Origin of the sequence: Halovenus marina, assembly GCF_051414115.1 — an archaeon.
In the GTDB taxonomy this organism is placed as follows: domain Archaea; phylum Halobacteriota; class Halobacteria; order Halobacteriales; family Haloarculaceae; genus Halovenus; species Halovenus marina.
In genome coordinates this window covers 366,813-380,401 of sequence record NZ_JBLKNZ010000001.1, presented here as the reverse complement: position 1 = coordinate 380,401, position 13,589 = coordinate 366,813, and the positions used below count along the sequence as shown (strand labels likewise).

Annotated in this window: 11 protein-coding genes and 1 pseudogene; 1 reads left to right on the top strand and 11 read right to left on the bottom strand. The window is 63.1% G+C overall.

Annotated features, from left to right (window positions below):
* Nucleotides 1-74: 74 nt before the first annotated feature.
* The 4 genes and pseudogenes from moaC to ACMGFL_RS01940 form a co-directional block, all read right to left on the bottom strand.
* Nucleotides 75-596 (bottom strand): cyclic pyranopterin monophosphate synthase MoaC, encoded by a 522-nt coding sequence (gene moaC / locus ACMGFL_RS01955; protein WP_436936403.1) that lies wholly within the window; start codon nucleotides 594-596, stop codon nucleotides 75-77.
* A pseudogene (locus ACMGFL_RS01950) lies at nucleotides 597-1,061 on the bottom strand (MogA/MoaB family molybdenum cofactor biosynthesis protein); the annotation flags it as partial. It abuts the gene before it with no gap.
* A gap of 76 nt (nucleotides 1,062-1,137) precedes the next feature.
* Entirely contained in the window at nucleotides 1,138-2,550 is a 1,413-nt protein-coding gene (locus ACMGFL_RS01945) for an FAD-dependent oxidoreductase (RefSeq protein WP_436933851.1), read from the bottom strand.
* A 4-nt stretch (nucleotides 2,551-2,554) separates the two neighbouring features.
* Entirely contained in the window at nucleotides 2,555-3,946 is a 1,392-nt protein-coding gene (locus tag ACMGFL_RS01940; protein WP_436933850.1) for an aromatic ring-hydroxylating oxygenase subunit alpha, read from the bottom strand.
* A gap of 121 nt (nucleotides 3,947-4,067) precedes the next feature.
* On the opposite strand from ACMGFL_RS01940, the gene ACMGFL_RS01935 reads away from it, so the two are divergent.
* Nucleotides 4,068-5,348 (top strand): MFS transporter, encoded by a 1,281-nt coding sequence (locus tag ACMGFL_RS01935; protein WP_436933849.1) that lies wholly within the window; start codon nucleotides 4,068-4,070, stop codon nucleotides 5,346-5,348.
* Nucleotides 5,349-5,363: 15 nt separating this feature from the next.
* On the opposite strand, the gene ACMGFL_RS01930 is transcribed toward ACMGFL_RS01935, so the two are convergent.
* The 7 genes from ACMGFL_RS01930 to ACMGFL_RS01900 all read right to left on the bottom strand — a co-directional run bounded on the left by ACMGFL_RS01930 (nucleotide 5,364) and on the right by ACMGFL_RS01900 (nucleotide 13,559).
* Complete coding sequence (locus ACMGFL_RS01930; RefSeq protein ID WP_436933848.1) at nucleotides 5,364-6,428, bottom strand: type II glyceraldehyde-3-phosphate dehydrogenase; 1,065 nt, start codon at nucleotides 6,426-6,428, stop codon at nucleotides 5,364-5,366.
* 97 nt (nucleotides 6,429-6,525) lie between these two features.
* On the bottom strand, nucleotides 6,526-7,413 hold the full coding sequence (locus ACMGFL_RS01925) for a DUF6282 family protein (RefSeq protein ID WP_436933847.1): 888 nt from the start codon (nucleotides 7,411-7,413) through the stop codon (nucleotides 6,526-6,528).
* Nucleotides 7,406-7,861: an acyl-CoA thioesterase gene (locus tag ACMGFL_RS01920; protein ID WP_436933846.1), complete on the bottom strand. Its 456-nt coding sequence runs from the start codon at nucleotides 7,859-7,861 to the stop codon at nucleotides 7,406-7,408. Before ACMGFL_RS01920 ends, ACMGFL_RS01925 begins: the two co-directional genes overlap by 8 nt.
* Before the next feature lie 163 nt (nucleotides 7,862-8,024).
* Nucleotides 8,025-9,887 carry an archaea-specific SMC-related protein gene (locus ACMGFL_RS01915; protein ID WP_436933845.1) on the bottom strand — a complete coding sequence of 621 codons (1,863 nt, stop codon included), beginning with the start codon at nucleotides 9,885-9,887 and terminating at the stop codon, nucleotides 8,025-8,027.
* Complete coding sequence (gene rdfA / locus ACMGFL_RS01910) at nucleotides 9,880-10,494, bottom strand: rod-determining factor RdfA (protein WP_436933844.1); 615 nt, start codon at nucleotides 10,492-10,494, stop codon at nucleotides 9,880-9,882. The genes ACMGFL_RS01915 and rdfA overlap by 8 nt, the downstream gene beginning before the upstream one ends.
* A gap of 348 nt (nucleotides 10,495-10,842) precedes the next feature.
* Nucleotides 10,843-12,993, bottom strand: a complete 2,151-nt coding sequence (locus tag ACMGFL_RS01905) for an acetate--CoA ligase family protein (protein WP_436933843.1) — start codon at nucleotides 12,991-12,993, stop codon at nucleotides 10,843-10,845.
* Nucleotides 12,994-13,088: 95 nt separating this feature from the next.
* Nucleotides 13,089-13,559 (bottom strand): Lrp/AsnC family transcriptional regulator, encoded by a 471-nt coding sequence (locus tag ACMGFL_RS01900; protein WP_436933842.1) that lies wholly within the window; start codon nucleotides 13,557-13,559, stop codon nucleotides 13,089-13,091.
* Nucleotides 13,560-13,589: the final 30 nt, after the last annotated feature.

Sequence of the window (13,589 nt, the reverse complement as noted above, 5' to 3'; positions counted from 1 at the left end):
CAGAACTTAAACTTATCTACGACGTCTGACGAACTCCTGTAGTCCTATTGTCGTATGATCGAGATCACCCCGAATCAGGTTCGGTGCTTGTGCTTTTCGAGAACGCGGACGTTGTCGATTCGCGTCGTCGGATACTGGCCGTCCGCGTCCTTTTCGGCGGCTTTCACCATGTCCCAGACCACGTTCAGTCCGGTCGTGACCCCTTCGAGTGCCTCCATCTCACAGCCAGTCTTTCCCGTGGTTTCGACCGCAACCGTCAACGTGACGCACGTCGCATCGAGTTCGATATCCACGTCGACGTTCGTGATGGGGATCTGGTGACACATCGGAATCGACTCCCAGGTGTGTTTAGCACCCTGAATTGCGCCGATCCGTGCCGTGGCGAGCACGTCGCCTTTCTCGACGGCCGACTCACGAATCGCTTCGACAGTCGTCGGTTGCAGGTGAATCTCGCCGCGCGCGACGGCCCGCCGTTCGGTGTCCGGTTTGTCACCGACACCGACCATCTGCGCGGTTCCGTCTTCGTCGACGTGGGTGAGCGATTCCGAACCGGACTGCTCGTTCGTTTCCGTGAGGCCGACAACGTGTTCGACGATCGGATCGACGAGTTCGCTCGCGCCGAACGTCGCCGCCTGTTCGCTGCCGGGCAGACAGAAGACGGGAACGCCGTCGACGATGCCAGCCGCCGCCCGCGTCAACAGGCCGTGCGGGCCGACGTCCTCGACTGACCGACTGCGAAACACCTCGCCAAAGCCGGGAATCTCGCGGTCGAACAGCGGCGCGAGCGCGTCCGTGGTCACGTCGTCGGCCGTGAGTCCGGTACCACCGGTCGTCACGACCGCATCCACGTTCGGGTCAGCGACGAACTCGGTAACCCGGTCGCTGATCGCCTGTCTGTCGTCGCTGACGAGATCACGGGCGACGACAGCGTGACCAGCGTCTTCGAGCGTCGCCACGAGTGCGTCGCCGCTTTCGTCCGTCTCTGCCGTTCGACTCGACGAAATCGTCAACACGGCGAACGCAACCTCCGTCGCGTCGTGTGCGTGATGATGGTCTGTCATTAGTGTCTCTCTACACGCCGCTGGATTAGTATGCTGGGATCTCCGTCATCATGGACGGAGGTCGCCAGAACGAGTTTCAGCGACCGTCCACGTACGACGACGCGTTCTGTCCCGCGACGATCCCTGTTAAAAGAGACTGTGCGAGACCGCCGAGATACCCTCTGTTGCTGACGTTGCCGACGTCGACGCCCGCGGCGTACAGCCCCGGGATCGACCGCGTCCGTTCGGGACCGGTGGGATGGTCGAGTCCTGAGTCGCTCGCGGCCCGGTCGACGACTTCGAGGTCCGGCGTGACCGCGATCCCACCCATCGTGAACGTGATCCCCGGTTGCACCTCGACGAGATAGAAGGGCGGGTCGTCGATCGTGTTGTGATACCGCTCACGTGAGGGGTTGAGTTGCTCGCTCGCACCAGTTTCGAGGTGTTCGTTGTACGATTGGATCGTCGCTTTAGCTTCACCGCCATCGATCCCCCACGCGGCGAGTGTCTCGGCAAGGGAGTCAAGCGACTCCGCGACGGCAACCCTGCTGTCGTAGTGGTCGCGCGCCCGGTCGACCTCCTCGCCTATCGGCCCGACCGATTCGCTCGCGTAGAGTGCGCTGTCGAGGACGAGCACCGCCCGCCCGTCCGCCCGCTTTGCGGTGTCCTGTGCGAGCGTGTACTCGAAGGCGGATTCAGACTCGTCGGTGAATCGTTGCCCATCCTCGTCGAGCGCGACTGCTCGCGGCCCGTAGTACTGCGAGAGGTCGACGAACTCGTCCGTGGCGAACGCCCCCGGCGACGAGAGCATGTTGTGGCCGTAGAACGTCCCCATCCCCTCGGAGGATTTCCCGCCACAGTCCAGCGCCGCGAGCAATCCGTCGCCCGTGCTGTGCGGGTTCGACCTGAGCCACAGTCGGTCGGTTCGCTCGGTGATGTACTCTTGTACGAGTTGCTCGTTGCCCTGAAACCCGCCGGTCGCGAGGATCACCGACGGCGCGTCGATGGTGACGAGGTCGTCGCCGTCGCGGGCGACGACACCCATTATCCTCCCGTCTGGCCCGCGCTCGACGGTTTCCAGTGGCGTCTCACAGTGGATCTCCCCGCCGTGCTCCCTGATCGTTTCTGTCGCCATCTCGATGAACCGCTCGACGTTCATCCGCTTCCAGACGCCCGGTTCCGGCGGCATCACCTCGCGGTCGTCGCGCAACTGAAATGGCGGTTCGGTCAGTTCGAGACCGTGATCCCGCAGCCACTGGTACCCCTCGTCGATGTGCTCGACGACGAGTCGCTGGAGCGATTCGTCGCCCCCGGGTATCTCCGCTTGGGTCTGCTCCATGTCCTCGTGTGTCCAGACCAGGCCTGCCGAAAGCGCGAGCGACCCGCCGACCGAGTCGGCCTTTTCGAGCACCGTGACTGACGCGCCGCGCTCGGCGGCTTCGACCCCGGCGGTCAGCCCGCCCATTCCTGCACCTGCAATCACGACGTCCGTCTGCGTGGGTTCGTCCATCGCTCTATTTTAGGTCGGTGCCGTACTCGACGCCCGGCGTCTCCCCGGACATCGCCTTGTACCAGTTGTAGTGGAATGTGCGCTTGACGCCCTCTTCGAGGTTCGTGTCCCACGCGGTGCCCGGCCCCGGCCACTCCTCGTCGATGGCTGCCTCGCTCATCCCGGGCATCCCCATCTGGTAATTCAACTCCATCCCAGCGTCGCGTGCGTACGGACTCGACGCAGAATCGGTGATCTTCGACCAGATGCTGATGTCGTCCTGCTCGAAGTTCCCCGACGGGCTGAACGTGTTCACGGCGATGCGCTCTGCACGCTCGCGGTACTCCTCGGATGACTTGCTCGGAACGAGCACCCAACTCACGAACTCGAACTCGCCGGGCCCGACCGGCCGTAGCTTCCGGACGGTCAGGAGCGGCCCGAGGGGCTTGTCCGGGTCGTCGGTGTACGCCGCGTGCAGGAAGCCGAAGTTCGGGAAGACAAGCCCCACCTGCACGCCGGACATCTTCGCGATCCAGTACTGGTCGTCCGTGAGGTTCTCCTCAGAGATGTACTCGTCTGGATAGCCGAAAAACAGTTCCTTCTCGGGCGGTACGAGTCGGAGGCTGACGGTGCCGACGTCACAGTGCGTGACGTGACGGTGCCCGCCGATGTCTGGTTCGCCAGATATCTCGTCGACCGCGAACCCGACCTCGATCGCAGATCTGTGAGTGATCTGGGTGTGATAGCTGTCGCCCGCGTGGTTCTCGGCAGCGAGTTTCCAGTCCGCGTCCACTCGCCAGCGATGGGGCGTCCCGAGTACCTCGAGTCCACCGTCGACGAGGTCGAACTGCATGTCGAGATACCACGAGAACTCGCCGAGATACTCCTCCAGGTCCGGCCCGTCCTCGGTCAGCGACGCGAACACGAAGCCCTTGTAACTCTCCACGCGCGGTGCCTCGTGTAAGCCGTGTTCGTCTGTGTCGAGTTCCTTGAACGCGGTGTCTTTCTGTGGCACGCCAGCGAGTTCGCCGCTGTTCTTGTAGGTCCAGCCGTGGTACGGACACCGGAAGTGTGAGGTGTTGCCCTGGTCCGCCTTGCAGAGTTTCGCCCCCTGGTGGCGGCAGCCGTCGAACAGCACCCGCACGTCGCCGTTCTCGTCGCGAGTGAAGATGAATGGGCTCGTGCCGACGTACCGCTGACAGTAGTCACCGTTCGTGGGGATCTCCGACTTGTGGCCGATAAACACCCAGTTCTGGTGGAGCACACGCTCGACCTCGGCCTCGAAGACGTCCTGGCCGCCGTAGACGCTCGCAGGCAAGAATCCCTCCTGCAACGACTCACCGACCTCCTGAACCAGGCGCTCCATGCGCTGGTTCAGCGGTTGTACGTCCTCGTGCCATGCGTTACTCTGTCCCATACGTTCGACAGTTCGCTAATCTCAAAAAGTGTTGTGGTCGGCGTGCCTGACGCCGTCTGCTTTGGGCACGGTCGCCGCCCCCAAGCGAAACGCTTTCCACCAGACCGCGAGATGACCGACCATGGTCGACTGGTCGTCACCGCGGTCGCGTCGCTGGTTCCTCTGGGGCGTGCTCGCCGCGTCCTTTCTGCTCGTGAACGTGTATCGGCTCTCGACGGCGGTCATCGCCGACGACCTGATGACCGCCTTCGAGGTGACCGGAACGCAACTCGGGACGCTGCATGCGACCTTCTTTTTCGTCTACGCGCTGTTGCAGATCCCGACCGGGATTCTGGTCGATCTCGTCGGCCCCCGACGAACTGCCGCTGGCGGCGCGCTCGTGATGCATCTCGGGGCCGCCGTCTTCGCGCTGGCGGGAAGTTACGCCGTCGCCTTCGGCGGCCGCTTACTGATCGGTCTCGGGGCGAGCGTCATCTTCGTCTCGATCCTGCGATTCTGTGCGAACTGGTACAGCGCCGCCGAGTTCGGCACGATGAACGGGCTGAGCTTCGGCGTCTCCGGCATCGGCGGGGTCCTCGCGACGACGCCGTTTGCCGTGCTCGTGGACAGTCTCGGGTGGCGCTCGTCCGTGCTGTCTCTCGCCGCTGTCGGCGTCGCACTCGCGATTGGGATCTACGTGTTCGTCCGCGATTCGCCGGAGCGAGCGGGCCTCGATCCGATCGAGAACGTCCCCGAGCAGACCCGTCTCTCGCTGGGCGAAAGCTGGCAGTTTCTCGGCGTCGTCGTCCGCGACCGCCTGACGTGGGCCGTATTTCTCATCCTCTTCTGTACCGGCGGCGTAAGCCTCACGCTCTTTGGCCTGTGGGGAATCCCCTACCTCGCACAGGTCTACGGGCTCTCGGTGACGACCGCCTCACTGTTTCCCCTGCTCGGCGGCGCGGGCACCGTACTCGGCCCGCCCGCACTCGGTCGACTCTCCGTCCGAAGCGGCTATCGAACCGAGATCGTCGTCACTGCTGCTGCCGTGTACACGCTCACGCTCGGCGTGATCGCGCTCGTCGGTGACCCGCCGCTGGCCTTCGTCGCTGTCGCCTTTTTCGTGACCGGCGCGCTAGTCGGGGCCTTCGTCCTCACCTACCCGCTCGTCAGAGAGTGCAACCCCGACCGGGCGAGCGGAATCGCGCTCGGAACGATAAACGGGGCGTCGTTTCTCGGCGCTGCCCTGTTCCCCTCACTGATGGGCTGGATCCTCGACTCGTACTGGACGGGTGAACTCTCCGGTGGGGCGCGCGTCTACACCACGACCGGCTATCGCGTCGCCTTCGCGCTCGCGACGGGCGCAGCGCTACTCGCCTTGTTGTGTGCGGTCTGGCTGCACCGGAAGACGGACGCGGCGGTCTGACCCGCCGAGTTCGGTTTACTCGGCAGGAATGGATGGCTCGTCGGCCTGGAGCGAGTCCACGGGGAGGAGTGGGTCGTCGATACCGAGTTGTTCGTTCGTGCGCGTTCGACTCGCTGCTCTGGAGTCGGTGTCAAGTATCGCCCGAACGGCGTCGATGTTCTCGGGAACGACGATGGCTTCCTGGTGGATGGCCTGAAACAGGGAGAGTTCGCGGCCGTCGAGCGTGAGGGAGTCGTCCCAGATGCAGTTCTCCCAGACGTCCGCCCGCGGTCGGTCGGCGTCCTTCGCGAGTTCCTTGAGCGCGCCAGCCCCGTCGAGGCCGACTTCGCCGGGGATGGCAAACAGCCGCGGATCCTCGGTGAGGAGGTCCCGAACCGCGTCCATCGTCGGTGCCTCCTCGAGCGTGATAGAGACGCTGTGGAGGTGCATCAGCGTCACGGGCACCTTCATCGCGAGCGTCTCGATCGGGACGTCCATGATGTCGGTGACCTGCTTGGCGTGGTGAGAGGGGACGGTGATGGGGTCGGGAAGCGCGTCGTTGATCGGACCACGTGAGGGCTGGTTGGGGTCGCCACCACGCCGAACAAGCGTCGCCCGCGCTCGCTCGATACCGAACTGCTCTTGCAGCGGTGTGAGCAGACGCGTGAGTCCGGTCGTGTTACAGGACGCGACCCGGACGGCGTCCAGTCCGGCGGCGTCGTCGTAGTTCGCGCGAGAGTTGAAGGTAGTGGCGGCGACGGTGGCGTCCTCGCCACCCTGATACAGTGCGGGCGTGTCGTGGCGCTCGTAGAGGGTGCGGTTCTGCTCGCCCACGCCCGCAGGGGTGGCGTCGATGATCACGTCGCTTTTGGCGACGAGGTCGTCGACGGGCCCAGCGACGTCGATTCCGAGCGTCTGAAACTCCTCGCGCGAGGAATCGTCGACGTAGTAGAGGGGATAGGACCGTTCCTGGGCGCGCATGGCGACGTAGTCGGGGGTGAGCTTGGCGACGCCAGTGAGGCTCATATCTGGCTGTGCCACGATAGCGTCAGCGATGCGTTTCCCGATTGTGCCGTAGCCGTTGATGCCGACCCGGATCATGTACTAACTGCTCCGCACACCACAGGTATAACTATTGCTTTCCTACGCGCTCGGAAACAGACGTTTCAGCCCGCTGTCGGCCCGTTTTCCGGAAAATTTACTCGAGTCCGAGCAACTCTTTTGGCCGCGTTTCGATCATCGTCGTGAACTCCGACTTGGAGATTCCCTGCGCAAACAGCGCCTCGCCGAGCGTGCGCAGTCCTTCCGGTGCGCTCGGACTCTTTGCCTGTCCCCCGTCGCTGGAGACGATACAGTTGTCGACGCCGACAGCGCGGATGTTCGCCGCCAGATCCGCGCCCGTCGTCCAGCCGTAGGCCTCGCTGATCCCGAGAAACGGGAAGTTCAGCGTCGCGCCCAGTTCGGCCAGTTCCCGCTGCTGGTCGTGGTCCAGCCCAGTAATCTCGTAGTTCGGGTGGTCGATCACGACCCGCTCGTGACCCAGATCGGCGGCGTACTCGACCATCGCTTTCGTCTCGCGATAGGAGAGATGGCCAAGCGCCAGCACGACGTCGTGGGTAGCAGTCTTTTCGATGCAACGTTTGACGTCCTCGCGGAGTTTCCCGTCCGAGAGTGCAGTGATCCCCTCGACGTCGTCATACTCCTCGCCCGCTTCCACGTCGAGAAAGCCGCCGAGGTCGCCGCTCACGTCCGCGTGGTGTTTCGCGTCGATCGTCGGCCCCCAGATGACCTTGGCACCGTATCCGATCGCCGCCTCGACGGCAAAGGGGTTGAAGCCGCCGTTCGAGTAGTTGCAGACGAGACTGCCGAACACGTCGATATTGGCACCGTCGCGCTCCAGCAACCGGTCGATGTAGGCTTTCCCGTAGGCCGTCGGGAGGTGGTGTTCTTTCATCACGACCGCGTCCATCCCCGCCTCGGCGGCCTCCGCGGCGCACTCGTACCCATCTACTCGCCGGTCGAACATCGACGGGCCGACGTGAGTGTGCAGGTCGACTGCGCCGGTGAGGTCGACCTCGTCAGTCATCGGTACACCTCCCCTTCTCGCCGCTCGTCGGTCCGGACGTGCTCGCGGTCGCTGCGTCCGCCCGTATCTGCTGGCGCCACTCGTCGGGGATCGGGACCGACTCCTGATTCGAGCGACTGTAGACGACCTGCGTCATCTCGCCCGCCGCGGCGACCGCTCCGTCGGCACAGATTTCGTATTCGAGCGGGATGCTCGTCTCCCCGAGTTCGCCCGGCCGGATGCGAACCGTCACGCGTTCGTGCTCGGCTGTAATCGGCTGATGGTGGTCGATCGACGAACTGACCGTAACTGTATTCAGGTCATCGGCCAGCCCCTTGTCGAGCACTGCCCGGAAGTACCGTTCGCGTGCCTGCTCCCGGTAGGCACCGTACGCGACGTGGTTGACGTGGCCCATCGGGTCGAAATCCTGCGCCCGGATCTGGACTGTCGTCTCGAACGATTCCGTCATCTCGTCTCACCGCCCGCAGTCAGGAACTGTCGGTTCGACTGATGCGCACCCGCAGACAGCGGTCGCGACTGCTCGCGTCCAAACATGGACCGGAATTTCGCTCCGACCCTCATAAACGTGTCTGATCTCGGGGTCGGTCCGGCGTTCGAGAACGGGTATGAGATCAGGGAGAGACGAGTCGCTCGTCTGGCTTGACCAGATCGTGGTCGATATCGTGTGCCGCGACGGCATCCGCGTTCGCGGGCAGCAAGGCCGTGACCAGATGCGGTGCCTCGTCCGCGAAGTACGCGATCAGTTCGGCGACGCGGTCGGCGTCGAACGCGCCGAGCGTGTCCATCAACAGGACGGGGACGGAGTCGGCGACGTCGTAGGCGACGTACCCGGCAAGTCCGAGGACGAGGCCGACGGTCTCGCGCTCGCTCTCCGAGAGGTGTTCGATGGCGTCCTGCCGCGTCACGCCGTCGATTTCGCGGGCGATGACGAGATCGAAGTTCCCGTCGAGCCACACCCGGTCGACCGCATCGTAGCCGAGCACCGACAGGATGTCGTCCATCGCCTCGTTGAACTTCGTCCGGAGGCGCTGTTCGCGGTTCTCGATCTGCTCGGTGAGGTCGGCTATCTCCGCAGAAAGCTCCTCGATGCGGGCGGATTTGGCCGCTCGCTGTTCGCGCTTGTCTTCGAGGTCGTCGATCCGGGATTCGAGCCGGTCGACCTCGCTCCGGGCCGTGTGCAGGTCCATCTGCACCTGCTCGATCTCTGCTGCGAGCCCCGACACTTCCGACTCCTGTTCCTCGGCGTACGCTTCGAGTTGTTCGTCCAGATCCGAGAGTTCCGCCCGTATCTCCTCGAGTCGCTCCCGCTGGGTCTCCAGTGACTCGACGCGACTCTCGCGCTGTTGCTCGATATCGCGTTTCTCCCCCTCTAGACGTTCGACCCGGCGTTGTGCCTCCGTCGCCGCCTCGATCTCCGCGTCGATGTCGGACAACTGCGGTTCGTACTCCCGGCGACGCTCCTTGTCCGCGGCCACGAGTTCCTGCAGGCGTTCGGCCGTCGCTTCGACGTCGGACTCAGCCGCCTCGTTCCCACAGGCCCAGCACGTGAGCGTGTCCTCGACGAGTCCGCGGTCCTGTCCGAGCGCGCCCCGATGGGGGGAATTCAGCATCTCCCTGTTTGCAGTCAGCACGGACTGGAAGATGTCGATCCGGTCTTCGATGTCGCGGAGTTGCTGTTCGGTCTCCTCGCGCCTGGCTTCGAGCTGTTCGATGTCGTACGACTGGGCCTCTTCGCGCGCCGCCTCGATCTCCGCGTCGATGTCGTCCGCGCGGTCGTCGAGCCGGTCGATCGCGTCTTCGAGGTCTGCGATCTGTCGCTCGTACTCGTTGCGCTCGCTTACGAGATCCGCCCGCCGCTCGCGCAACTGCTGTTGTTCGTCGTCCTCGGTCGATACCTCGGTCTGCTCGGCTCTGAGGTCGTCGAGTTCTGCCTCCAAATCGTTCACTCGCTCGCGCGTGTCAGACAGCTCCGAGCGCGTTGTTTCGAGTTTCGTGTCGACGCTGTCGAGTTGGTCGACGTCCGCCTGAAGCGAGCGCTTTTGCTCTAGCTTGTCGGCACGCTCGCGCTCCAGCGCGTCCAGATTCATCGGGCTCTTGAGCAGTTGCTCGAAGTCGCTGTCGCTTCTGACTGCCTGTCGGAGGTCGTTGAACTCGAGCAAGCAGGCGAACTGGTCCAGCAGTTCGACGTCGGCAGAGTCGGTCAGCCAGCCCTCGCCGGAGACAGTCGTACCGTTGGGCGTCGCGCTGGCGGTTCTGACGACGCGGTCGCCGTCTATCTCCAGTTCGACGCGCGCCTCCTCTGCGTCGTTTTTGATCGGGACGGTCGAGCGTCCCAGCCCGAACGCGAGCGCCTGCAACAGTGACGTCTTGTTCGAGGCGTTCGGGCCGGAGACGATCCCCACCCTGCTGTCGAACGTACACTCGTATTCGTCGATACCCCCGATGTTCTCGACCGCAAGTGTGAGTTCAGTCATCGCTTACTGCCACCTCCTGTGTAGCCGTGCAGTTGCAGAGATAGCCGCGCCGCTTGACCCGTTCGAGCGGAACCCGCGTGTGACACTCGTCACACTCCAGTTCCACCGCGACGTGGACACTCGTGTCCCCGCCCGCGTCGAGTTTCCCCTTGTGGACGAGCGACTGTACCGCCTCGCCAATTTTCCCTTCTGCGTGGTCGCGGGCGATTTCGATGGAATCGCTCTCCCACTCGCCGCTTTCCTCCGGTTCGTACTCGGCACCCAGACACTCCGTGATGTGGGTTCGAACGACCCCGTAGGAGACGAAATCAGAGCGGAGTTGCTCGACGTCGATGCCCTCCCGAGAGAGCATGTTTGCGACTTCAGAGGCGCGCGCGTCGTCGCCCCGTAACCGCTCGTACTTCGACCTGGCCTCGTCTCCCAGCGTCGAAAGACCCACTTTATCCATCTCGCGTCGAAGCAAGGTGACGTTCAACCACTCTGCGAGCTGTCGATATCCTTTTCGCTGGTCGGTGTCCCCCCGCCACTCCGAGAGCAAACGCTCATCGTAGTGTTCGAAATCGCGTTCAGAGAGAACACGACACACTTTGCAGCCGTCCTGTCTCATCATACACGGAGTTCGTGAGGGGACAATAATAGTTCTTTGTGTCTTGTCTGTCACAGAACCCGATATTGATCGACTACTTCTGGTGTGTTCAATCTGCTATTCTCATCGCTGTGATCTGGGGGTTGACCGACCTTCCGTGCGGGAATTCGACCGCTGTACCCCGGTATCGTTCGTTGAGTGTCGCCACTGCTGGTGTCGAGTTTCGGTTACTGTACGACAGATCTTATCAGAAGTAGTGACAGTTCCCGAGTAGGGTAGCACTATCGACTCGACGTGCTGGGAGTTCAGGCGCGCGTGCCGTGTGCTGAGCGGAATACAGATCCGACCACCGACAGATAAGCGTTCGAGTTACAGAGAGATGCTCGCGTCGATGACCGAGACGCCGTCCTCGTAACAGAAGACGGGGTTGAGGTCCAGTTCGGTGATCTCGGGGTTTTCGGCGACGAGTCGAGACACGTCGACGAGCAGTTCGACGAGCGCCTCGTCGTCGATGTCCGGCCGGTCTCGCGCGCCGTCGAGCAGTTCCTTCCCGTCGATCCCTTCGATCATCTGGCGAGCATCGCGCTCGGTCAGCGGGACGGCCCCGAAGGTGACGTCTTCAAGCACCTCGACGAAGATGCCGCCGAGACCGAACATCACGACCGGACCGACCTCTTCGTCCTGAATTGCACCGATGATCACCTCGACGCCCTCCTCGAGCATCGGCGAGACCAGCACCCCGTCGATCGTCGCGTCGGGGTCGTACGCCTGTGCGTTCTCGACCAGTTCCTCGTAGGTCGCTCGCACTTCCTCGGGGCCGGAGACGCCGAGTGCGACGCCGCCCGCCTCCGTCTTGTGCTGGATCTGCGGCGAAACGATCTTCATCGCCAGTTCCTCGTCGTACTGCGCTGCCGCCTCGACGGCTTCCTCCGCGGAGGTGGCGAGCGTGTACGGGGCGACCGGGATGTCGTAGTCCTCCAGCACGCCCTTGGCCTCGTGTTCGGCAAGGATAGTCCCCGCGCCCGCGTTCCTGATCAGGTCGTGACCGCCGTCGCCCGCCGTGGCGACGAAGTCGGTTCGCTCGTCGGCCGTCTCCAGAAACTCGCTGTAATCGGCGAGCGCCCGGAGCGCGATTGCGGTGTCTCTGAACGAGTCGTACACCGGGACGTTGGCGTCACGCAGGATTGCGAGCGCTTCTGACTCCTCGGGCGTGAACGCGCTGTTGACGACGACCGGCTTGTCGTATTCGGCGGGCAGTTCCGCGATGCGGCGGGCGGATTCGATCTGCGCCGTCGCAGACGCCTCGTCGGTAGGCAGTTCGATCCCCGCGCCACCGACGCCGTATCCGCCGTAGGAACCACAGATCAACAGTCCGTCGATGTTCGGATCCGAGAGCAGGATTTCGGCTGCGTCGTCGTGCAGCGACGCCGTCTCGCCGCTCACCATCGTGTCGATCGGATTCTTCAGGTTCGGGGAGTGTGGGAAGAGTTCTGCGAGTTTCTCCTGTGTCTCTTCGGTCAGTTCGGGGACGGAGAGTCCGTGCTCGACGAGTGAGTCGGCAGAGGTGGTCGCCACCCCACCTGCCTCCGTCATGACCGCGATGTTGCGACCGGCGAGCGGTGGTTGGCCAGTCAGGATCTGACCGACCGGAACGATGTCGTCGAAGCTATCGACGGTGACGACCCCCGCCTGTGCGTAGACGTCTTCGAGGATGTCCGAGTCACCGGCCAGTGAGGCCGTGTGTGAGGCCGCGGAGGACTTGCCCGCGCCGGTTCGGCCACCTTTCAGCATGATGAGCGGCTTCTGTTCAGCGAACTGCTTTGCCGCCTGCAGGAACGCCCGGCCCTCGTCCATCCCCTCGACGTACAGCACGAGTGCCTCGGTGGAGTCGTCGTTCGCGAAATAATCGAGCAGTTCGTGAAACTTCAGGTCGGCCTCGTTGCCGATGGAGACGAAGTGGCTGAGACCGGTGTTTCGCGCTGCGTTCGTCACGACGCCCAGATACATGCCGAGATTCCCGCTCTGGGAGATCATCGACAGCCCACCCTCGGAGTACTCCGTGTCGATACCGAGATAGATATCCTTCGGGACGTTCACCATCCCCATCACGTTCGGGCCGAGGAATCGGATCCCGTATTCGTCTGCAATCTCGACGAGTTCGTCCTCGATGTCCTCGTTGCCGACTTCACTGAAGCCAGCCGAGAAAATTACTGCGCCTGCGGCGTCGGCACTCCCAGCGTCTTCGAGAATCTCCGGAACCGCACCGGCCGGGGTGACGACGTATATCAGGTCGACCCGCTCTGGAATTGCCGACACGGACGGGTAGACTTGCCTCCCGACGATCTCGCCCTCGTAGGAGGGGTTTACCGGGTACACCTCGCCGTCGTATGCAGAGTTCACCAGCCGTTCGGTCGCGATGTACCCCCGCTTTGCTTCGTCGGCAGATGCGCCTGCGATTGCGATCGATTTCGGGTCGAGAATGCGCTCGATCCGGTCGGACGACTGATCATGACTTGTCATATTCTCACTTGCACGAGTCCAGTAATATAGGTTGTGAAGCACCACAGCAGAGCAGTGATGCACTGAAAAATCTGATCAGAGCAAAGCGGACAGATTCACAGCGCGAGGTAGTTGTCGATTTCCGTCTCGCGGACCGTCTCGATAGCGTGTTCGACCCGCGTGACGTTGTCGATCGCTCGCACGTCTTCGAGCAGTTCGTCTGCTGCTTGCGTCGAGCGAACCGTCGCAACTGCATAGAGGTCCATCGTTCCGTGTAGTCGGCAACTCATCCAGACGCCCATCTCCGAGAGTTCCTCGAAGGCGTTCTGCTTGGCGCTCGGGGCGTTGTCCACCTCGATAAACAGTCGGATGACCTCCCAGCCGTGCTCCTGTGGGGCCGTCAGCAGGAGAATCGATGCTGTCTCGAAGAGGTTCGAGACGCGGTAGCGGATCCCCTCACTCGACATCTCGTGGCCCTCCTCCTCCAGTTGCTCTGCGATATCAGAATATGGCACCCGCGGGTCCTGGGCAATAATCCGGAGAATCGTGCGGTCGATTTCGTCGAGTTCGTCGATTTCGTCTGTCATGGCTCCGAGTATGGCTGACTGCGTAATAAA

What these genes read in the sequence shown, in the direction of transcription:
- ACMGFL_RS01945 (WP_436933851.1), bottom strand. Translation starts at nt 2,550, where the DNA reads ATGGACGAACCCACGCAGACGGACGTCGTGATTGCAGGTGCAGGAATG.
- ACMGFL_RS01940 (WP_436933850.1), bottom strand. Translation starts at nt 3,946, where the DNA reads ATGGGACAGAGTAACGCATGGCACGAGGACGTACAACCGCTGAACCAG.
- ACMGFL_RS01935 (WP_436933849.1), top strand. Translation starts at nt 4,068, where the DNA reads ATGGTCGACTGGTCGTCACCGCGGTCGCGTCGCTGGTTCCTCTGGGGC.
- ACMGFL_RS01930 (WP_436933848.1), bottom strand. Translation starts at nt 6,428, where the DNA reads ATGATCCGGGTCGGCATCAACGGCTACGGCACAATCGGGAAACGCATC.
- ACMGFL_RS01925 (WP_436933847.1), bottom strand. Translation starts at nt 7,413, where the DNA reads ATGACTGACGAGGTCGACCTCACCGGCGCAGTCGACCTGCACACTCAC.
- ACMGFL_RS01920 (WP_436933846.1), bottom strand. Translation starts at nt 7,861, where the DNA reads ATGACGGAATCGTTCGAGACGACAGTCCAGATCCGGGCGCAGGATTTC.
- ACMGFL_RS01915 (WP_436933845.1), bottom strand. Translation starts at nt 9,887, where the DNA reads ATGACTGAACTCACACTTGCGGTCGAGAACATCGGGGGTATCGACGAA.
- rdfA (WP_436933844.1), bottom strand. Translation starts at nt 10,494, where the DNA reads ATGAGACAGGACGGCTGCAAAGTGTGTCGTGTTCTCTCTGAACGCGAT.
- ACMGFL_RS01905 (WP_436933843.1), bottom strand. Translation starts at nt 12,993, where the DNA reads ATGACAAGTCATGATCAGTCGTCCGACCGGATCGAGCGCATTCTCGAC.
- ACMGFL_RS01900 (WP_436933842.1), bottom strand. Translation starts at nt 13,559, where the DNA reads ATGACAGACGAAATCGACGAACTCGACGAAATCGACCGCACGATTCTC.